We start from the raw sequence: 22,451 nt of genomic DNA, 5'->3' as shown, positions 1-22,451 counted from the left end.
ACAATATAAATCTAAACTGATCGACCTCTTAAAAGAATACAAAAGCGGCTAGTCGAAAGGTTTACAGGTAAAGCCATGTCATTTTCACAAATTCGGATCGTCCTCGTTGATACCAGTGATCCTGGTAATATTGGCGCTACTGCCCGTGCGATGAAAACCATGGGTTTAAGACAGCTTTATCTGGTTGAACCTAAGGCCTTCCCACATGTAAATGCTTCGGTACGAGCGAGTAATGCGATTGACGTGTTGGCTGAAGCAGTTGTCGTTGATGATTTAGCGGTAGCACTCCAGGATTGTCATTTGGTATTTGGTACCAGTACGCGTATTCGCGAGCTCAATTGGGTTTCTTTAACTGCTCGAGCGGCGGCTGAGAAAATAGCGATTAAACCTAAGCAAAAAGTAGCTATAGTATTTGGGCGCGAACGATGCGGTCTTACCAACAAGGAATTACAACAATGCCATTTTCAAATTAATATTCCAGCAAATCCCGATTATAGTTCCTTAAATTTAGCCGCTGCCGTGCAAATTGTATGTTATGAATTACGCATGGCCGTTTTACAGCAAGAAAATAAAACTGAGGAACAAGCTATTTCGTTAGCGGATGTCAAACAACAAGAATATTTTTACCAACATTTAGAGGGCGTACTTAATAAAATTGAATTTTTAAAACCGCTGCGTAGCCAACAAATCATGGATAGATTACGTCGCTTATTTGGCCGATCCGAATTAGATGAAACCGAAGTGAAAATTTTACGCGGAATATTAAGCACTATTGAAAAAAAATTAGCTTTTAAGCCATAAATCGATGTTTTATGAATAATTCATTTAACTGTCAATTAATCAAATCGAGCAAGAATTGCCATGCTCGAGTCACCAAAATAAGTACCGCGCATGGGGACGTGTTGACCCCTGCTTTTATGCCCGTGGGAACTCGAGCTTTCGTAAATCATATGACTCCTCATGATCTGATGGATGCAGGTTCGCAAATTATTCTAGGTGGTAATACTTATCATATGTTACTCAATCCTGGTATGGAGGTTATTTTCGCCAGTGGAGGCATGCACCGTTTAATGGCTTGGGATGGCCCGATGTTGACCGACAGCGGCGGGTTCCAAGTATTTAGTTTGTCGAAAAACGCCAAAATTTGTCGCATTGATGCAGATGGCGCACATTTTAAACATTCTATTAGCGGGAAAGTAATCCATTTGACGCCCAAAAGCTCTATTGAGGCGCAAAGAATTATTGGCGCTGATATCATGATGGCGTTTGATGAATGTACACCTGAAAATGGTGGCAGAGATGCCGCGTTAGCGGCGATGGAGCGTACGCATCGTTGGTTATTAGCCTCAAAAGAAGCCTATCTCGCTTCAAATGCAATTTATAGTCATTCACAAGCTTTATTTGGAATAATACAAGGCGGAAGTTTTCGGGATCTACGCGAGTTGAGTGCGCAATTTATTTTAGCGGCGCAACTGGATGGTATTGCAATCGGTGGAGAAGTGATTGGTTTTGATATGCAAAAAACTGCAGAAGTCATCGATTGGGTTCGGCCTTTGCTACCGGATGATAAAGTTCGTTACACCATGGGTGTGGGACTAAATCCGCAAGATCTTATTGATGTGGCCGCTAAGGGAATTGATTTATTTGATTGTGTGGCCCCCACACGCAATGCTCGACATGGTGCGCTATATCACGGGAATATCATCAAAAAGGGGAATTGGTTAGAATTTATGAGTGAAAAAAATCAATCAAGAATATTGATTAAAAAATCCATTTATGCAAAAGATGAAAACCCTATTTTAGCAGGGTGTTTATGCTATACTTGTCGGCATTTCACCCGCGCCTATTTACATTTTTTATTTAAGCAAGGATCGTCACTTTATAACCAGCTGGCATGCATACATAACATACACATCATGCACAATGTTTGTGAACAAATTCGACGTATTATTTTTGATGAATAAATGACAATATACTCGTAGCAATTGCATTTTTGGCAACACAGACAAAAATTCAAATGCGAAGATTTTATTCTAATGGATTGCCAGCGGTAATTTTTTATCGGTTTCTGCGGAACAACATCGATACAAATGCAATAATCGCTAATACTATGAATATGAAAAAGAGTATTTTGGCAATACCGGCGGCTACAACAAAAACACCTGTGTATCCGACGATGGCAGCAATGATAGCAATAGCTAGAAAGATAAATGCCCACGCTAACATAATACATCTCCTCTATTTAAATGGTTTAAGCTTTAAGGTTAGTTGATGAATCCAGTAGTCGCAAGTGGCGACAGTCATTCTTCGAAAAGTGTCGTCATATTTTGGTCGTTTTGACAACAGGAGTATAAAATATGTCTAGAAACGAATCACAAACAATAGATACTGTCTTAAACCCAATCAAGGTTTATGCCCCGTCAAAAAAGTTTTCTGATCAAGCGACAATCAAGTCTATGGCCCAATATGACGAGATTTATCGTTACTCGATGCAGCAGCCCGAACAATTTTGGGCTAACATCGCCGGTGAATTACATTGGATGCAAGCTTGGAAAAAGGTATTAACTTGGCAGGAACCGTATGCAAAATGGTTTGAAGGAGGTAAAACTAATCTGTCTTATAATTGTCTTGATCGACATCTGGAACAATATTCAGAAAAAACTGCGTTGATCTGGCAGGGCGAGCCCGAAGAAAAATGTCAATTTACTTATAAGGAATTACATCAAGCGGTTTGTCGATTTGCGAATGGTTTAAAAAAATTAGGTGTGAAAAAAGGCGATTGCATCACGCTGTATATGCCTTTAATACCTGAGCTTGTTATTGCCGTATTAGCTTCTGCGCGCTTAGGATGCATACATAATGTGGTGTTTGGTGGTTACTCGGTACAAGCGCTAGACACACGCATTCAAGATTCCCAATCTAAATTTGTGATTACTGCGGATGGCGGCTATCGACGCGGCAAGATCATTCCACTTAAACAGGTGATGGATGAAGCCTTACTCAGTTGTCCGTTAGTAGAAAAAGTGATTATTTATCAACGCACGCATGCTGAAATTCCTTTAAAAGCCGATCGGGATGTTTGGTGGCATGATGTGATAGCCGGACTTAATGAAAACTGTCCTGCGGAAGCGATGGATAGCGAAGATACGCTTTTTATTCTTTACACTTCAGGCTCTACCGGAGTGCCGAAAGGAATTTTTCATTCTACCGGCGGCTATATGGTAGGCGCTTATTATACTTCCAAGATAGTTTTTGATCTAAAACCAGAAGATGTTTACTGGTGTACGGCCGATGTGGGTTGGATCACAGGCCATACTTATGTAGTTTATGGGCCGTTGCTAAATGCCGCAACAGTCCTTATTTATGAAGGAGCGCCCGACTGGCCCAAGCCGGATCGTTTTTGGCAGTTAATTGAAACTTACCGAGTGAGCATTTTTTATACGGCTCCTACAGCAATACGTTCTTTTATGAAATGGGGTAATGAATGGATAGACAAAAAAGATTTATCCAGTTTAAGATTGTTAGGCAGCGTAGGTGAGCCATTAAATCCAGAAGCTTGGGGTTGGTATTTTGAAAAAATTGGTAACAAACGATGCCCGGTTGTTGATACGTGGTGGCAAACCGAAACCGGATCAATAATGATTGCACCACTTCCTGGAGCAACACCTACGAAGCCCGGTTCTGTGGCTAAGCCCTTACCCGGTGTAGAAGTTGACATAGTGGATCCTACGACAGGACTTCGAGTAGAGCAAGGAAAAGGCGGGGCGTTGGTCATCCGTCGACCTTGGCCGAGTATGTTACGCGGTATTTGGAATGATCCAAAAAGATATGAAGAGCAGTATTGGAGTAAAGTTCCGCACGCTTACTTTTCTGGTGATAGTGCGCATTATGATGCACAAAGTTATATTTGGATTATGGGACGTACTGATGACGTCATTAAAGTGTCAGGACATCGCTTAGGGTCTGCGGAAATTGAAGCTGCTTTAGATAGTTATCCAGCGGTTGCCGAATCCGCGGTGGTGCCTATTCCGGATAAAACCACCGGTCAGGCTATCGTTGCTTTCGTTGTACTTAATGATGCCGAAGAACCAACGCCACAATTAAAAACAAATATTATGAATCAAGTTCGAAATAGTATTGGTGCCTTGGCATTACCCAAGCGTTTAATTTTTACGGTTGCTTTACCAAAAACGCGTTCTGGGAAAATCATGCGCCGTTTATTGCAAGATATTGCAGTGAACCGTCAAATTGAGCAAGATACATCGACTTTAGAAGATTTCTCAGTGCTTAAGCAAATACAAGAACAACAAAGTGGGGAATCAAGTAATCATTATGCAGAATAAAAATATCATCGTTATTCCAGCACGTTATCAATCCAGTCGTTTTCCAGGCAAGCCACTCAAGTTGATTAAAGGCCATAGCTTAATCTATCGAGTTTGGTGTATTGCTAAGACTATCAGGGGCGTTGACGAAGTCTATATTGCAACCGATCATGCCGAGATACAAAATCATGCTTTGGGTTTTGGCGCTAAAGTCTTAATGACCGGAGAACATAAGAATGGCACGGAACGAAGTTTTGCTGCGCTTTCATTATTAGAAAATAGGCCGAATATTATTCTAAATCTGCAGGGAGACGCTGTATTAACTCCGCCTTGGATTATTCAAGCTTTAATTGATGCCATGATCGCTAATCCACAGTTAGAAATAACCACGCCGGCAACGCAAATTGATAGAAACCAATATTCTCTTATGGAAAAAGCCAAATCAAAAGGTGAAGTGGGAGGAACCATGGTTGTTTGTGATAAAGATTTAAATGCCATGTATTTTTCTAAAAGTATGATTCCCTATTTAAGAGACGAAAAGATGCAATCACCGCCGCTTTATCGGCATATTGGTTTATATGCATATCGTTACGCGGCCTTAAAAACTTATGTTTCATTAACGCCGACCCCCTTAGAAAAATTAGAAGGACTAGAACAGTTGCGAGTACTGGAAAATGGTCAACCGATACGAGTGGTGTTAGTAGATTATAAAGGACATACGCATGCGTCTATTGATAGTCCAGAAGATGTCATGCGAGTTGAAAAATTAATAGGCGTAGAAGGCGAATTAGTAACCCTGTAGTAAAAAATGATATGAGAATTATTTTATCTCGACATGGTAATACTTTTTCTGAAGGCGATCCGGTGGTTTGGGTAGGTGCGACAGAAGATTTACCTTTAGTTGATTCAGGTATTGTACAAGCTAAATGTCTGGCACAAGCTTTGCAAAAAACCGATAGCCATCCTAACGCCGTGTATTGTGGTCCTTTAAAACGAACGCGTGATTATGCCACCATTGTATTAGAACAATTACATTCCTCTGTAAAACCCATTGTGGATTCCCGTTTAAACGAGATCGATTATGGAAATTGGTCTGGTCTAAGTAATACGCAAATTCAAGAAATAGGCGAAGGTGAGGAATTATCTGCTTGGGAAAACTTAAGTATTTGGCCAAAAATTGCTGGCTGGTCTGGCTCTCCAACACATATAGCCAAGGAAGTTAAAGCGTTTAGCAAAGTGTTAGTGACTCAGTATGATTCCACCGACACCATCTTAGTGATTTCTAGTAATGGTAGGTTACGTTATTTTCTGAAATTAATTCCCGGTCTATTTGAGCAATATGTGCAGAATAAAGAATTTAAAGTAGCAACGGGTAATATTTGTTTATTAACTCACGAAAATAGAAAATGGCAAATAAAATTCTGGAATAAAAAACCCGAATATCTTTTGCAATATAAAAATGAGCGTTAAAACAATCAGTCTTATTAATTACTCGACCAAAAAATTAAAATAAGTATTTTTATAAGGCTCATTTTTTAAAGTAAAGTGCCACCATTCAGTTCTAATGGGCATAAAACCAGATTTGATCATTAACGACTGTAGTAACATCCGATTTTTAAATTGTTCTGGAGTCACATCCTGATTATCCGGATGGGACAGCGGATCAAGATAATCGAAAGGCGTGCCCATATCGAGTACTTGATTGCTTGCAAGGTCAACGATGGTTAGATCAACTGTGCTGCCGCGCGTATGTCCCGAACGACGAGCGATATAACCGCGTTTAAAGAGTTCTTTTTTATCAAGATGTGGATAAAACAAGCTTTTGGTTTTCTCATCACTATTTTGACTCCATAGGATAAAATCATCAACTGCCATTTGCGGTCGATAACAATCGTATACCAATAGACCCAAATTTTGTTTATTCAGTTCTGTTTGTATGTTCAATAAGGCATGAGCAGCGACACTGCTTAAAATACAGGCTGGTTTTTTATAGCCAACAATAGGACGGCCAACAAAATTATTACTGCCAAAATAACGCATATCTTGCTGAATGTTAGGAATAATCTCAGTGACATAAACAAAATTATCCGGTTTTTCTTCTGCAAAAACATCCATAACCATAAAAACCATCAAGTAAAGAAATATAAAATATTTTGTAAAGATTATTTTACACATAATAATAATGAATAATAAGAAAAATCAGTATTTATTTTATAACAGAAAATTTGCTTAGGCTAGGATGAAGAAAAGCATTTAATTTTCTTAGCAAGTATGTGTTATTTATTTTGAATAGACTTAGTATTGGCAATGTTTTTTAAGGAATCCGGAATTTGGTCATTTAAATATAAGTCACTAATTTTTGGAGTATCTTCGATATAATAAGCATAAGGCATCCAAAAAGTAGTGTGGTTAAATCGATCCAATAGAAGAAATTTGAGGAGAATTTCTGGTCAGAGTTTGTTCTGTTTAGTTTAAATATCGCTTTGCTAGTGACTACGTAATTTAATTGCTTCAAATATCAACAGTCTGTGTCCTTGATTATCACTTTCTTCTCTAGCATAAACACGGATATTTCCACATGCGCCTAGAGGCTTGGCTTTGAATTTTGCAGTAAACCACGCCCCCTGTCGATCCTTAACGGGCGTATGAGTGCGGACAATTCCTTGACTATTTTTTTTAGATACGATATGCGCGTTGGTAATAATATCTTTGAAGCGATCATAAGCGTCTTCTTGGCAGCGGGGAAAATCCTCGCGTTCGAGTTTAAATAGTGAAAATAAATTATGAGCTCCTCGGATTTTAACTACCTCCGAATCTTTAGTATTAGAGTAAGTGCCTGAAGGCCATTTGTAATTTTCAGATACGCTCAATCTTTCAGAAGTAGCTTGCACAGCGCTACTGGTTAACATCTCTTTTTTATTTTCTCTATCAGTTCTAGGAAAAAAGATCGTATTGGAAAGATTCTCCGGTTTCGCAATCTCTGCTGTAATAGTTGGGTTTTTAGCCTGAATTAGGTGTTGTTTGTAGGTACTGAATCGCTCTTTTAAAAGTTTTAATGCGCTTTCGTATCTTGATTGTTCAATGAGCGTGGCTAGCGTAATGATCGCAACCTTTTCATTGGCTGGAATAGAGCAGTTGTCGCCGAAACAATCATTTAATTGTGTATATAACTCCGCCTTTAAAAAATCAGGAATTTTAGCTAGCTGAATAATAAAATCGTAATTCGTTACGAAATCATCGTTATTAGTTTCTTGGATCTCATATTCAGGCGCTACTTCGATAGAAGTAAATAACTTATCAAGTTGTAACTTGAGCGTACGTTTATTTTTTATGCTTCTCAAACGATTTTCAAAAGAAGCTTTAATTTTTTCAATCTTAATATCTGACAATGGTTGCTCGGCGAACAAAGCTAAAGCAAGTTCGTGTTTACTATAGGCTATAATACGTATACATTCATAACTATAAAGTACACAAACTAATTCTTTTACTAACCGGGAAATCGACATATCTTGGAAGAGCTCTCGCCCTTTCTTGATATCCTGTCTAAATATACTTAACTGAAAATAACAAACTTCCATATCATCACTGTCTACCCTATTCCATTTAGGTAGATTTATCGAAGTAGATAAGTTATTGAGTGATTGTTCACCCATCTCCATGATATTTACTTGCTTATGTTTAAGCTTACGTTGGCACCGACGATTGTCCATGTTATCCCAAAAATTTGAAAATATTACAGATGGGAGCCAGAGATTCATATGATTGATAACATCGCCGAAGTAAAGGTTTATCATTAGGCTTGCTAGCGCAAATATGAGCAATATAGAATATGTTTCTTCGCTTAAAGACACTAAACGTTGCTTAACGATTTTCAATTCACTAATAGCTTTAGCCACTTCATTATGCGTCAGCGGTATTTGATGTTCTCGCAACAAAAGAGGATGTGGCGCTGTCCCATATACTCCCTGAGGAAAGACTTTAAAAAGTAAAGGCGTCATAACATACCTATTCATTAAGACTAATAGGCTAAATTTTATCAAATCTTCCCTTGCGTAGATAAGCTGATCATTAAAGTTACGATTATTCGGGTCAGCAATTGCGTCTGGATAATTTTTATCTTCCGAAAATGAAGGTAAAGTGGGAATTAACGAAGTTGACCAGGCGTTAAGTCGTCGCTCCCAACTACAGAAAAAACTATCAGAGGGAAAAAGCGCAAGCGAGAAGAAAATTGCAGCAGGCCTATTAACCTTGGCAGCTAACACCTTGACAGTATTTATGTAGGTTTGTAGTTCAACCAGCTGTTTTATTGAGGGTGGCTGTCGTTGATTAACAGAACTATGCGTTTTAGACGTCTTTGCATTTTTATTTTTTTTCTTAAGCATTTTTTTCTTCCCAAAAAGTGGCAATGTGAATTTAATTACTAACAATATAATTTTTGTTTGGTTTGTACTTACAAAGTCAAGCTGCTTTATGTAAATTAATACGATAATTTATCATACAATCACCATGATTATTTAAGTATTTATGGGATAGGTACTGCAGACGCAGTACCAATGATTGCGTCAGCATTGGATGGATTTTCTATCGTTACATTTTCACACATTCTTCACTTTCTTCGACATTCCGCGTCACGCTTAGGTCTTAACTATCGTCTAAGTCCTGACTATTTACTCCGGATAGTTTCTGTAAGCCCCTCATACAGAGTTTCAGTAAAAATCTCTAGTATTTATAGGGTTATTATCCAAATACTATAAGTAAATTGCCAATCGAAAAATCAATGAGAGCTTAGTGTCATGTATCAAGACTTATTATCAAATTGGTAAATAAAAATATTTTTATTTAAGGATTGTTTAATAATAATTTTATACATTAATTATTAATAGATATTTTTAAGGAAAAATAATCTATCCCTCTGCATATGTATAAAAACTCTCAAAACTGAGGTATATAATGCCTGCACTCATTACAGCTAGTCAACTTCGCGAACGATTCAAACTTGTTGATACAGAATTCAATAATCAAATTAAAAAAAATAATAAAGTGTCTGCTGAGTATGGAAGCATTGCTAGTAAATATGATGAGCTATTGACATTAATAAGTGACGTTAACCAGCTTAACGTTGACCTAGAATCTTCGCAAAGAAAATGCTTTGAGCTCAAAGCCCGTTTAGGGAGTCTACAATGTCGAATGAATTCCTTGGAGGTATCTCCTGTCGATGAAACAGTCATTCAGCAAAATGACGCTACACTTTTCTCATTAGCGCAGGAACTTGCTAAAATTGAATCTACAGCCAAAGAAGTTGCAGGCCTTTCAAAAAAATCTTTTCCAAAAACTTTTGGTACATTTAGATCAAATTTAAAGCTTACTAGAAAAAATTGGAGTAAAAATACACAAAAATTACAAGCGGCTTATTACTATAATTTCGGCGATTATTTCGCCAATTTTATCGTAGATGGAATAAAAAAATCGCATAAATTATCCACATTAAGTAAAAAAACAGAAAAGGCGATTAAGTATCTGGAAAAAGCCGCTAGTCTTTACCGGCAAAATGGTATGTCGGTATCCGAAAAACAGACGGAAAGCAGAATAACCGAAGTAAAAAAACCCTTAGAGCAGTTGCTAAACTTATCAGACTGGACAGTAAGTTTGAAGCGAGAAGAAAAAGCACAGAAAGCCAAGCTATCAGGGTTAATTACTAGTAGTACACAAGAGACAGAAAACCCTAAGCCAGAACCAGCGATTGTCAAAATAGAAAGGACCGAGAAGTTAGATGAATCTCTTCCCCGACATAAGATTGACAATAACTTACCGATCTTACAAGACCCGGAAAATCCGTCACACAGCTTGTTGTCGGAGGCCGAGGTACCGATTGACGAGCTCAAAGTCTCCCATTGGGGAGTCCTGAATGAACGGTTCAAAATACTAAAGATAAAAGAAGTCAAAAAAATACAAGAGAATATTTACAAAGAAATCCGTGAGTGGTTGCGAAGTGAAGGGCAACATGAGGAAAAATTTAATGAATTCTTAGGCCAGCCAGCAATTCCAATAGATGACGGCCCCTATCGTGGAATGAGTGTTTTTGCTAAGCGAGATATCCCGAGCTTCAAAGTAGTTGGTCCTTATAGTGGAAAATTTCTCCGAGATTCTGAAGTGCTGAATCGTGAGTATAATAGGGCGGGTAAGCATAATGTCGTTACATATCTTTTTGGTACTCGTTCAAAAAATCGAGCTGTCAGTGCTTTTGGCTCCGGCAATATACTTAGTTTAATCAATACGGCTGACCCACTACGGCTATCATCGGAGCATGCTAATGAGAGCTTGGAAGTCTGTGGTAAACACAACAATGTAGCCGCAATCCAAGTAGGCAAGAACTTAACCTTTTATGTGGCGTTAGAAAACATCAGTAAAGATACGGAGCTCTTAGTGAGTTATGGTCCTGTCTACGATCCAATGCAGGAGCAGACGACGCAAGATACTAGTCGCTTAGAAACTAGCAAATTGGATGTTCCTGTAAAAAATATACATTCAGTGGATCAATCTAATTGCTCAGTAATACAAGAAGAAAACGAAATAAACCGCAACAGCACAATAATCTCCTCGCCAGAAATATCACTAAGCTTAAACGCAATTACCCACGACGACTCATCCGATATCTCGCCGGATCCTCAACGCGTAGCAGTAGTTAATACGCCTACTAAACGTAGATACAGTGCCCTCCCTTCTTTTACAGCAGAAAACTCTAGAGATAATACCAGCAAAAAAAGCAAGCTAGATCTCGGCATGGAAGACAAATATTTGAAACTGGCGAAAGAAATATTACAATCGATCGAAACAAGTTTAGAAATAAAATCATCAACTGATTATGAGTCCTCAGAGAGCTTGTGTAATGAGGTTCATAATATTATAGAAAAATTTAAGGAGATTTATGGTACTGTAGAAAAATATATTGAAAAATCCGTGGAAACACATACTGTAAATCATTTTACTGACTATTTAAACAAGTTATCTCTCACCTCGTGCGATAACTTTCAGCGCTTTCTAAATACATTGTCCGATTTTTCTACGACACAAAATAGTGCAAAAAGTGAAGGAAAAGAAGGGCATATATCTATTGGGCAAACTATACAACTTTCATATGCTACTCTTTTAAAGGAATTAACAGAATCCTTTTCAACAGTGAACAATATTCCAGGAACGATTTTTTTTAAACCAACGGTATCCACTAGTAAAGAAACGCTTATAGAAACACTAGGTTTGGGTTTGATAGCTATTAAAAATAAATATAAAATCCCATGCGCTACATTTCTGGTTGTTTATAAGAATTTGCTTTGCATTATAGGCAATCAGTTTGATCAGTTTAATATAAATGCGAATACGATTATTATCAGACCCTAATACTATGTAGACCTGATAAATGTGTGCCTTTGCATCGCTCCAGTGGCGCCATGCTCTTCTAAGTATTGCTTATCTTCAGAATGCAGCAGAACGTGTAGCTGGTACAAAACTGGTACATGCGCCATAACGGACTCAAAACGAAATTGCTAATCCCGCTTAAATTAGCTACAATTCGGCTCCTCTCGTGTGAAGGGCCCATAGCTCAGTTGGTTAGAGCAGCGGACTCATAATCCGTTGGTCCTAGGTTCAAGTCCTAGTGGGCCCACCAGTATAATCAAACACTTACACTACTCAAATGTTGGGTTTTTGCTACTTTAGGGATATCGCCAAAAAGCGGTTCTTCGCTAGCAGTTAATTTTTTAGGCGGATCGGATCTTCATCGATTTGGATTCAATTCGCTTTTTAGTGCATGCTGCGGTTTACGATACAATTTTTGAGGTGATTATAATCTGTGTATCCCAAAAATCTTAGATTTAATTCTATCTTTTTGCTTTTCAACTTTTATAATAGTTTTATTTAATTTATTGTCGAAAGAAATAGGTAAAATGGGATTTTTTAAAGATTTTCGAGAAATAAGATCAAAAAGCATGAGTGTGCTATGAAGATTCGGTAGTTGTGGCTCTATATGCGGATAAACAGCGTGCTGATTCGTTTTTTTCGATCTAGATTCATTTTGTTGGTAACCTAATTTAGGAGCTATCGATAGGGATTTTGTAGTCGATTTAAAACTGTCTTGATGAGGTAAAAATTTTGGCTTTGCTAAAAAATCTCCTTTTTTATCAAAATTTGAAACGTTAAAAAACGTTTTTTTTAGTCTAGCGGCTTCTGGTTTAGAAAGAGAAAATGCTTGGAACCGCTTATCGGTTTGTGATTTTGCTAACACTCTCAGATTATTTTGAGAAGAAAAGTTCGGCATAGCGTGTTTGTACGAATTGCCACCCTTTTTGTTTTGAAAAGGGTGATTTTTTTCAATAAGGGGCTTAGCTTCCTTCTGGACTGATAGAAGCGAATTTGTTTTTTTCTTTTTATCTTTTGTTTGATTGCTGTTTTTCCTGCCACGATAAGCTTTAATTTCCGAATCGTCGTATTTTTTTAGATAATCATCGGCCATCGCTAAGATACGTTTTTTCTCATCAACAGTCCTAGATTGAAGGTAGTGAGTCATTTGAGGAAAAAAGGTTTGATCGGTGTGCTGAGATACTTCCTTAGAAAGAGTCGATTTTTGAAGAGTATTGACGGCTCTTTTTTCTTCTCGATGAGCTTGGCGCTTACGGCGTAATTTCTTCTGGTTCTGCATTTCTACCGTATTTAAAAAAGTATGGGTTATTATGTTACTCACATTATTGGAAGAAAATACTTGAGATAAATGCTGAAAATGAGTCGCATGCTTAATTTCCTTTTGATAATCCTGAAGATGAATTTCGTAGTCAAAAAATTTAAATGTCCCGGATAATATCTTTTTTTTCATTTCGGGCATTTGATAAAATTGGCAACAGATAATCGTGGAGTAATCCATAGAGGGTGGAAAGGCATTAGTCAAAATAAGATCTGCTTCATCACGAAAAAATGCAAAATTTCCTATGTTTTTCAATATGAGAACTTCAGTCTCCTCTTCTAGATCTTGATGAGTAAGAAGGATAATCTTCTTATCATCCGTAAACATTAAAGGTGCTGCAGTCAAAGTCCAAACGTCATCCTCAAGGGGTACTATATTTCTAGAGACTGAATCCAAAACAATATCAAGTTTTTGATACCAATTACTATTATCAAGCAGTGCATTTTTTAATTGGACAGTCATCCAAGGCCGGAAGCAAGTGGAGTCATAAAAATTAGGATAAACCGGAGAATACACTGAATCACTTAGTGTTAAGATTAAGTCATTCGCAGAGGGAACTACATGTGAAGAGATAACAGCCTTCGGATAGACTTGTTTATATTCCTTTATCATTTCCCGTAAATCTAACGTATCTATCCGCTCGATTAAGTCATTTGACTCTCTTTCTGAAGTATCGTATAAGATGATTTTAGGGAATGGAAACTTAGCATTCTTCCCCGGTAAAATAATATAAACATTTTCACCGCCATTACCTACTAAATGACTTTCATGTAAGCCGTTGATATAAAAAATTTCATGTTTTTTTTCTCGCCCTATGGAGAGGGTGAGGTTGTTTACTAATTGAATAGAGAAAGTTTTTTCTAAACGATTCGCTATTGCTCTAAATAAACTTATTTTTTCATCCACTGTTTTATTGTTAGAGATTATTTCTTGTCCATATAAATGTTCATTATTGATTAATTTTATTTCAATATCTTGAAAAAAATAAGCTATATTGTTTGAAAGACTCGTTGCATTCTTTGTTTGATTACTGTTTGAGGTAATCCGGTTTGAAATAGTAATAGCAAATAGTTTTCTATCTATACTTTCAGAAGTGAGCACAGAAATATGTAGCGTATTATTTTTTACCGTTATTGTCTCTAGATGCTTTAAAGGATATTCAAAAAAGAATTGATGCTGAAGAGTTTCTTTAAAGTAATAGTGAATCCACGATTGACCTATCTCGCCAGAAGGAATTCTATATTCGATAGAATCGATTGTTGGGTTTGATAAAAATGTGATGAGTGTATTGTTTCTTAATACAAACTTCAGATTTTTATAAGAGTGATTAGTGATAAAAAAATTATCGGGATGGGTTTGATTTTTTCCACCATAACCATCGATAAAACAAACATCCTGATCGAGATATAAAATATCAGATTCATTTTTTCGTCCGTAAATGTGATCGATCCCATCGATTTGGACTCTAATCTCATCAGAAGAGCAAAAAGGTGGAATCGATTGCATGGAGTCTTTGTTTTTTCCACATAAAAATCCCTCTGCATCAAGCAATACATAATCACTGTTTTCAGGATAAAAATTATGTAGATCCAGTATATCGGATCCCTTGCCGCCTTGTAGTCGGCCTGTCGTAGCATTGCCTTGTAAATTAAATACATTGCCATTATCACCTCCTACGTACCATTTTTTACCGTTTTGCACGATAAATAACGTGGGAGAATGAGAAAAAGCAATGACTTCGTCCTCTCCTTCTCCTAAATCGACTAAGGTTCCATTCCCAGTTCTGTTTAACGTGTAGCTTACGCCTAAGGTTTTATGGCATAAATAATACTTCATTTTTATATTAGGTGGCTCATAAGGAGGTGGAGAGGCGGATAAACAAACTAAATCGCCCTCAGTGGGTTTGTCAGGATTATTATCGTCAGGTGTAAAATTTATTTTTTCATTTAAAAAAACTTTACGAATTTTGCATACGTCTTCCACAAAGGTAAAAGCAGGAAAAATAGACCACTGAATAGCGGTATTACTTTTTAAAAAATCTATAGCACGTTCTATCAATTGCCCATTATTTGCTTTAAGTTGTATGTACTCTAAAGGTGCTTGATGAAGCGTGGCAAGTAAGAACTCAAAAAATTTTTCACCCCTAGAAAGATGAACATATTTTTCAATCGCTTCCACTTGTTGTTTGGCAGCGTATCCTTCAGCCCCTAGCCAAACATGTAATGCAATGCCTTCTCCGAGAGGACCTGTGAATGCCGATATCCCGGTAATAAATCCAAGAAATTCAGCGCCCTCGATACCGGCTTCGATGCCATCAATACCTAAAATAAGACTATTCGAAATGATATTCGGAAGAACGGTTTTATCTCCCATTCTATAGGCTTGTATTTCATTCTTAAGATTGTAAGCAAAAAAAATTGAGGTGGCTTTGCCAAGAAAAGGTGAAGCAACTTGCATTGCTTTTCCTAACAATTTTCTTTTACCCATGGATAATACGTCTTCATTAAAGAGAATAGTGAGCACTTTTTTGTTTTCCAAGCCTAAATTCTTTTCAAGTAAACTGGCATCGGAGGCTAAGTTTTTTCCTTGAGTGAGCAAGCTATTTGATATTTTTCCAAAAAACAGACTGCTAGTCATTAATCCGAAATTAATGGCCACCTCATCAAAATGACCTTGAAGTAAAGCCGATAACGTATCTTTAGTCATAAGCGCTGAACTTATATAACGGGATACCTGTTCTATTTTTTTAAAATGAGCTCTAATACGTGAATTATTGATTTCTGTGATTCTATCTTGATCCGATTCAGATAACGAACAAATACTCCTTTTTAGATTATGGGATGGGCAGCTATCGTAATTGGAAAGTTGATTCCCAAATATTTTCATCTTTAGTTCAAAAAGAAGTTTTATTGCTTGTTTTTGATTTGCTTTTTTTGAAGGAATAGTTGAATAGCGCTTCATCTTTAAAAGAGGGTTTTTCATATTATAAAAATGATCCAAAATGTACTTAATATTTTCCTTAGACAGGACTTCTATCCGCCATTTTTTTTCAATATAGTTAAATATTTCAGACAAATTAAAGAATGAGCCTAATTTGATATAGTAAGCTACTGCATCGCCTAAAAACCTAAGGAATTTTTCTTTGGGGTATTTGAGATAGGCCAAATCAATAAAATAATGGCAATATTTTACATTTTGTAAAAGTAGATTATCAAAAAATGTTTTCTCTGGATGGGAATACATTACTTTAGATATTAACTCTTTGTGTTCAGACATATAGAGAAGAAAATGCAGATAGTGGAAAACACTTTCTTCATCTTTTTTAAAAGTAAAATGCCAAAGCCAAAGTAAGTGTTGAGTTTTTTCGACTATCTTTTTAAATTTAGGTTGATCTTTTTCGAGATCAATCCGTATGATTTGTTGAACTAATCGATGAATCGTATATTTACCCTCATGTTCAAAAGTAATCATGGAATAACTGCTCAGTAAATGCATAATGGCATCTAAGTCATCAATTTTTAACTCTCGATTGATGTGATTAAAATAATAAAATTTTTTACTGGTAATAATATCTGGATATAAGTAGCCCATAATATTTAAAATTTCTATTGCATGGTTGCCGAGTGGATCCGCTTTAATTTTATCTAGCGTAATGCGCCAGGTTGTAAAAACTGTCTCTAAATAGGGGTCATTGGAATAATGTGAGAAATCAAAGTTTAATAATTCTTGATTTTTTTCTTTATAGAGTTCGATGTAGTGATAAAGAGAAAAACTAGTGTCGATGTTTCTTCTCAGTTTAATATAAGCGAGTGCTTGCTGTAATGCCAAAGGTAATCCTTGAAGCAATTTATGTAATTCTTTTATTCTTTCATACGGAATATCACCTTCTAAATCCAATGATTTCTTAATGAGTTCTCTGGTTTCTTGTTCCGAGAAAACATTCAGTGTCATAATAGTGGCAATATTACTCCAATTACTATAGCGTGAAGTGATTAATAAAGTCGGTTTATTGCCAGGCTGAGATTTAGGTAAATAAGCTTCTATGGCACGGTAATTCTCAACATTATCAAAAATAAATAGACTTTTTCTATCCGAAAAATATTCATAAACCTCTTCTACAATCTTTTCCAACACTTTTTCTTGGTTATAAGTGTCTTTAGTTGTAATTTGTAATTTTGCAGTTAGTCTGTTGAAAGAATAAGCTATATTTTCCTTGGTTTCTGCATTAATCCATAAAACATTATGATCATAATTTTGCGCATAAAGCTCAGCATAGCGTAATGCTAATTGAGTTTTACCGATTCCTCCTAAACCATTAATTGATAACTGGGAACCGGAAGCTTGTGATGACTCGCTATCCGGAGGACTTAACACCCCCGTAATTGGAGAAATAGATAACTTAGACCAAGAAGGTACAATTGCGGTTGTTCTTTCTGAGATTAAGGTACGATGCAATCGCTCAAGTACTTGAATTCTTCCACTGAAGTTTTTAACTGGCTTTCTTAAATCGAAATAAATAGGTTTTTTACTATCGTATTGTCTAGTAACCAATTGAGAAGGATAACGGTACTTAATTTTATCTAGGATACGCTGTGCTTCCGCTTGATTCGTCTCGGTATGTAGACGATAATAATACCGTCTTGAAAGAAATTGAAAAATGTCTTTTTCTTGAAGAAATTGCTTCTCTATATGCAAGCGTTTCAAGCTTTCTTTCAATTCTCCGTTGTCCTTTTTTTCCCATGCAAAAAGACGGCGATAACCATATTTGCTATATGGATATTCTTTAAGGACATAAAATTTATGAGGTTGGTCCTTTATACTAAGTTCAACTAAGCTTGTTTTTTCATATAAACTGGCGGTATTAATTTTATCTCCCTCTTTGTTTTGTATGCTATAACCTGAAATTCTCAGTTTGGCCTGTTTAACATTAGGGTCGAAGAATTTTTCTGATGGCCCTTGCAGCACACTTTTTTCTATCAGTTCTCTGGAAATAATATTATCTAGGTTGGAATATTTCTCTATACCGTTGAGTAACCGACCTACCGCATCTTCTGCTAATTTTTCTATCGCCACTTTGTCGCCAGCTTTATCCGTTACCTGCATAAATTGACTTTCGAAGCTGTGAAAAATATTTACTGCTGCTTCAGATAAAATGGAGTTTAAATGATCTGACTGAATTTCAGAAAAAATTTTGGTAATTTTTTGGGCTTTATCTTTGGTTGGGTAAAATTTACCACTAATCATTCTCAGCGAAGCCACCAATGATGGAATTGAACCAACAAGGCTTTGAGAAATACCTACTCCTAGTAACGCACCGGTTAACCCTGTTTTTAATTCAAGTTTCAAATTTTCTTCTGTTAGGTTTTCTCCTTTGGCTAGCAAATGATAGGCGCCAAGCTTTTTTACAAAAGCACTCATAAATGTTTCGACAAAAGTTTCTAATAAAATTGTTACCTTTTCCTTTTCATCTTTAAGCATAGCTTTAAATCGTTTAGGATCTGGTTCAATGTTAGTTTGTAACGCTTCTTGGATGGTAAGCTCTTGCGAAAACAGTGGATGTCGTTCACTCCAAAGGGGATCAGCACGGAGTTTTTCGGCAAAATATTCTCTTCTTAGATCAAAATATTCTTTACTGCGGGGCCGTTTTAATTTTTTAATTATCCATTGTATTGATTGATCAGACTCAAGCATCTGATTCAAATCAGCTGCATTTTCGAGTGCCCATAAGCCGCAATTACAGTCATCTTTTTGTTGAATAAAACCAGGGCTTAAGTTTATTAATGGTTGTATTAGAAATTGATTAAATAGAAGTTGAAAATATCTTGATGGAATGGGATTGTTTTTTGAATCCGTATAATAGCCCACATACTGATCATTTTTATAAGAAATAACCAATGTTACCCAATGTAAATTCTCTAAATTAATAATTAAACTAAGACGAGATTCAGTTAATTGATTAGCTTTAACTTTTAATTGAAATGACTCTAAAGTAATTTGTAATTGTGATGTAGAACCTAATACTTCATTCAGCATGGCTCTCTCCGTGATAATTGTTATATTTTAAGCGAGCGATCTCAGCGATATCTTCTTGACTTAACCAATAGGTATACTGGTTTTTTGCTGTTGCTTCCACCAGCGTTTCATCATCACCGGCTCGCTTAATGCGTGATCTTAAAAGAGTGTGTATTGAAATATTATTAAAATTATTTTTTTTGCTAAGGTCTGATAAGTGCAATACAGTTTGATCATATTTAATATCCATGTTTGTTGTTTCCTTTAATATCAAATATTAACTTTTTAGTTTCATTTCTAGGAAGATTTAGATCGTATTTAGTTATAATTGTTATTATATAAAAAATTATATCAAAAGAATATCATGGCAGTTTTTGGAATAAAATTTTATTGATTTTCCGGCATGGATTAGCATTGCGTAGTGATTTAGTACAATTTAAATCAGCGTAAAGGAGTTGTAAGGATTTTCCAAGTTATAAATTTACCTTAATATACCATGATAAAGAAAACCGCTAATTTATAATAATTAAATTATGGATGTCATTATGTCTGTTAAAAATATAATACAATACTTAAGCCTTTATCCTTGCATAGAGCTTTGCGTAATAGAAGGTATAGCGCCCAAATTTGAAATATTATTGCATGAGTTCAAATTTCATGTTCTTTCATTTTCAGCAAAGTTAACCGCGCATGATTTTTATTTTTTTAGACCTTCTGCAACTAACGCCGCTTGTACAGCCGGGCGTTTTGCAATGCGCTCGAAATAAGCCATCAAGTGTTTGTACTCATTCATATCGAACTTCATAACAAATCCCCAACGTAAAATAGTAAACAGATAAGCATCAGCGACCGTGAAATGGTCTCCTTGTAGGTATTCATCTTGTTTTAGAGCTTCATCTAAATATTTGAATTGTGCTTCCAGTTTTGCTCGTAGAATTGTTTTATATTCTTCTGGCGTGTTCGGGTGGAATAGCGGACTAAAGCTTTTATGCAGTTCGGAAGTGATATAGGCTAGCCATGTAATGGTTTGATAGCGTGACAAGTTACCGACAGGTGCAATCAGATTGGAGTTCGGCGCTTTGTCTGCTAGATATAACACGATAGCTATACCTTCGGTCAATAAGTTGCCATCGTCTAATAAAAGTGCAGGCACTTGTCCTTTGGGATTGATGGTCAGATAGTCTGCTCCGGACCCGGTCGTTTTTTTCGCTAAATCGACTTTTTCTAACGTAAAATCTTTTCCTGTTTCACGCAACACGATATGAGGGGACAGCGAACAAGCGCCGGGACTATAGAATAGTTTCATTTTTAACTCCTTTAAATAATGAATTATCAGAAATAATCTACATTATACCTGTCTAATTCCGAAAATTATCTAGCTATAGAAGTGATTACGCTCAATTTTTTATTAGAGATAATTTTATTTATATTAGATAGTTTAATCTGCTTTCTACAATATAATAAATAACATATAACAATTTATATATATAAATTTGATATAGAGAGATTTTCTGTGAGAGAATCATCGAATGGCGATGGATGCGTTTCTTAGCGCTGGATGGGCTTAGCTATCCATCGCAGCTATTTTCTTTCACTTTAAAAAAATTATGTCCAGTGCTTATCGATGTATTATTTCACATACTTATCTTATTCCTTATCTATCGTCGGCGGTGCATGCGGGATTTCCTTCGCCGGCAGATGATTTTTTAGAGGGGCATCTCGATCTCAACGAGTATCTGATTCACCATCCTGCGGCCACTTACTACGTGCGCGTTAAAGGTGAATCAATGATTAATGCGGGTATTCATGATGGTGATCTATTAATTGTCGATCGCAGCTTGGAGCCACGGGATAATAAAGTGGTGATTGCGGTCGTTGACGGCCAATTAACCGTGAAGCGACTTAAAAAGTTAAAGAATCAACAGTTTGTCTTGCTGGCGGAAAATCCAGATTTTCCGGCAATTGCAGTGAATGAAGAGAATAATGTCAGTATCTGGGGAATTGTGACTAATGTTATTCACGCGGTGTAAGTATGGCTTACTTTGCCTTGGCTGATTGTAATAATTTTTATGTTTCCTGTGAGCGTGTTTTTAATCCGGCTTTAGAAAAACAAGCTATTATTATTTTATCGAATAATGATGGTTGTATTATTTCTCGTTCTAATGAAGCTAAAGCATTGGGCATTCCCATGGGCGCGCCGGTTTTTAAGTATCGCGATCTGATACGACGCGGGCAAATTAAATGTTTTTCTTCAAATTACGCGCTTTATGGAGATATGTCGCAACGTGTGATGAATTCATTGCGACGCTTGTGTTCGGATATGGAAGTGTATTCCATTGATGAAGCGTTTTTAAAGCTCGATCATTTTTCATACTATGATTTAACGGCTTACTTAATAGATATTCGCCAAAAAGTAAAACAGTGGACCGGTATTCCTATTTCTATCGGTTTAGCGCCTAGCAAAACTTTAGCTAAAGTAGCGAATTTTTATGCTAAGCGGGTTATTAAAGCGGGGGTTTGCGATTTACGTAGCGCGCCATTACGTGATTCGTTATTACAGACGCTGCCTATAGAAGAAATTTGGGGAATTGGACGCAAACTGACTGAAAAACTCCGGCACTATTCGATTAAAACCGCTTTAGATCTACAACAAGCCAATCCGAAAATCATGCGTCGACGTTTTAGTGTGGTAGTTGAACGTATTATTCTCGAATTAAATGGTATCTCTTGTCTGAGTTTAGAAAGTGTAGCGGCTAAAAAACAAATTATGTGCTCGCGTTCTTTTGGTAGACCCGTGACCGACCTGCACGATTTAAGCAGTGCGTTGAGTCGCTATACCGCGCGTGCCGCGTATAAATTAAGAGAGCAAGATTGCAAAACGCAAGCCATTTATGTGTTTATTACCACCAACAAGCATAAAACTAGCGATCGACAATATATGAAGGGTTTAACATGCTCTTTAGTGACAGCGACGAATGATACTCGCGTACTAATAACCGCAGCGCAGCAGATCTTGAAGCAATTATATAAAAGCGGATTTAATTATAAAAAAGCTGGAATTTTGTTAATGGACATTATACCGAGTCACCAACAATCCAACGATCTATTTATCCAACCTACTTCACAACGTTCAGTCGCATTAATGAGAGTATTGGATGAGACAAATCAGATTTTCGGTGCACACACGCTTTTTTTTGCTGCGGAAGGTGGTGCACAAACCTCTTGGGCGATGCGTTCTGGACATCGTTCACCACGCTACACAACAAATTGGCAAGAAATTGTTAACGTAATCGCATAACGCTGTGATTCAGTGCCTGATTTATTTTTTTATTTTTATAGAGATCTAGTCAATACTTAAAATATAAATTATACTTTTTAATCTTCGT

At 36.6% G+C, this 22,451-nt stretch carries 14 protein-coding genes and 1 tRNA gene; 9 read left to right on the top strand and 6 right to left on the bottom strand.

The features are described from left to right. Positions 1-75: 75 nt before the first annotated feature. Together AAHF87_RS03710 and tgt are read left to right on the top strand one after the other, a co-directional pair. Complete coding sequence (locus tag AAHF87_RS03710; RefSeq protein WP_342147109.1) at positions 76-801, top strand: RNA methyltransferase; 726 nt, start codon at positions 76-78, stop codon at positions 799-801. An 11-nt stretch (positions 802-812) separates the two neighbouring features. Further along, positions 813-1,964, top strand: coding sequence for a tRNA guanosine(34) transglycosylase Tgt (tgt, locus tag AAHF87_RS03705; protein ID WP_342147108.1), 1,152 nt, complete (start codon positions 813-815; stop codon positions 1,962-1,964). 94 nt (positions 1,965-2,058) lie between these two features. Here tgt and AAHF87_RS03700 read toward each other — a convergent pair whose 3' ends face one another. Then, positions 2,059-2,226 carry a DUF1328 domain-containing protein gene (locus AAHF87_RS03700; protein WP_342147107.1) on the bottom strand — a complete coding sequence of 56 codons (168 nt, stop codon included), beginning with the start codon at positions 2,224-2,226 and terminating at the stop codon, positions 2,059-2,061. 131 nt (positions 2,227-2,357) lie between these two features. Here AAHF87_RS03700 and acs point away from each other — a divergent pair, with 131 nt between their 5' ends. From acs to AAHF87_RS03685, 3 genes are read left to right on the top strand one after another with little or no spacing between them, the layout of a single operon-like run. After that, positions 2,358-4,343 carry an acetate--CoA ligase gene (gene acs / locus AAHF87_RS03695; protein ID WP_342147106.1) on the top strand — a complete coding sequence of 662 codons (1,986 nt, stop codon included), beginning with the start codon at positions 2,358-2,360 and terminating at the stop codon, positions 4,341-4,343. Next, positions 4,333-5,124 carry a 3-deoxy-manno-octulosonate cytidylyltransferase gene (kdsB, locus tag AAHF87_RS03690; protein ID WP_342147105.1) on the top strand — a complete coding sequence of 264 codons (792 nt, stop codon included), beginning with the start codon at positions 4,333-4,335 and terminating at the stop codon, positions 5,122-5,124. The genes acs and kdsB overlap by 11 nt, the downstream gene beginning before the upstream one ends. A gap of 11 nt (positions 5,125-5,135) precedes the next feature. Continuing rightward, on the top strand, positions 5,136-5,792 hold the full coding sequence (locus AAHF87_RS03685; protein ID WP_342147104.1) for a histidine phosphatase family protein: 657 nt from the start codon (positions 5,136-5,138) through the stop codon (positions 5,790-5,792). 18 nt (positions 5,793-5,810) lie between these two features. Here the strand turns inward: AAHF87_RS03685 and AAHF87_RS03680 are convergent, their stop codons facing one another. Both AAHF87_RS03680 and AAHF87_RS03675 read right to left on the bottom strand, forming a co-directional pair. Then, on the bottom strand, positions 5,811-6,443 hold the full coding sequence (locus tag AAHF87_RS03680; RefSeq protein WP_342147103.1) for a M15 family metallopeptidase: 633 nt from the start codon (positions 6,441-6,443) through the stop codon (positions 5,811-5,813). Between the two features lie 365 nt (positions 6,444-6,808). After that, positions 6,809-8,704: a hypothetical protein gene (locus tag AAHF87_RS03675; protein WP_342147102.1), complete on the bottom strand. Its 1,896-nt coding sequence runs from the start codon at positions 8,702-8,704 to the stop codon at positions 6,809-6,811. A gap of 568 nt (positions 8,705-9,272) precedes the next feature. Here AAHF87_RS03675 and AAHF87_RS03670 point away from each other — a divergent pair. Together AAHF87_RS03670 and AAHF87_RS03665 are read left to right on the top strand one after the other, a co-directional pair. Continuing rightward, a complete protein-coding gene (locus AAHF87_RS03670) occupies positions 9,273-11,717 on the top strand; it encodes an SET domain-containing protein-lysine N-methyltransferase (protein ID WP_342147101.1) in 2,445 nt (814 codons plus the stop codon). A 191-nt stretch (positions 11,718-11,908) separates the two neighbouring features. After that, positions 11,909-11,985, top strand: a tRNA-Ile gene (locus AAHF87_RS03665). A 174-nt stretch (positions 11,986-12,159) separates the two neighbouring features. Here the strand turns inward: AAHF87_RS03665 and AAHF87_RS03660 are convergent. From AAHF87_RS03660 to gstA, 3 genes are all read right to left on the bottom strand, one after another. Continuing rightward, the gene (locus AAHF87_RS03660; RefSeq protein WP_342147100.1) at positions 12,160-19,086 is read right to left on the bottom strand and encodes an NB-ARC domain-containing protein; all 6,927 of its coding nucleotides are present in this window, start codon (positions 19,084-19,086) and stop codon (positions 12,160-12,162) included. Next, positions 19,076-19,315, bottom strand: a complete 240-nt coding sequence (locus AAHF87_RS03655; RefSeq protein WP_342147099.1) for a hypothetical protein — start codon at positions 19,313-19,315, stop codon at positions 19,076-19,078. Before AAHF87_RS03655 ends, AAHF87_RS03660 begins: the two co-directional genes overlap by 11 nt. A 447-nt stretch (positions 19,316-19,762) precedes the next feature. Continuing rightward, positions 19,763-20,371, bottom strand: a complete 609-nt coding sequence (gene gstA, locus AAHF87_RS03650; protein ID WP_342147098.1) for a glutathione transferase GstA — start codon at positions 20,369-20,371, stop codon at positions 19,763-19,765. A gap of 301 nt (positions 20,372-20,672) precedes the next feature. Here gstA and AAHF87_RS03645 point away from each other — a divergent pair, with 301 nt between their 5' ends. Together AAHF87_RS03645 and AAHF87_RS03640 are read left to right on the top strand one after the other, a co-directional pair. Next, positions 20,673-21,095 (top strand): translesion error-prone DNA polymerase V autoproteolytic subunit, encoded by a 423-nt coding sequence (locus tag AAHF87_RS03645; RefSeq protein ID WP_342147096.1) that lies wholly within the window; start codon positions 20,673-20,675, stop codon positions 21,093-21,095. 2 nt (positions 21,096-21,097) lie between these two features. Continuing rightward, the gene (locus AAHF87_RS03640) at positions 21,098-22,363 is read left to right on the top strand and encodes a Y-family DNA polymerase (protein ID WP_342147095.1); all 1,266 of its coding nucleotides are present in this window, start codon (positions 21,098-21,100) and stop codon (positions 22,361-22,363) included. Positions 22,364-22,451 lie beyond the last annotated feature (88 nt).

Origin of the sequence: Rickettsiella endosymbiont of Aleochara curtula, from assembly GCF_964030935.1 — a bacterium.
Classification (GTDB): Bacteria; Pseudomonadota; Gammaproteobacteria; order Diplorickettsiales; family Diplorickettsiaceae; genus Aquirickettsiella.
This window is presented reverse-complemented; position numbering and strand designations above follow the sequence as displayed.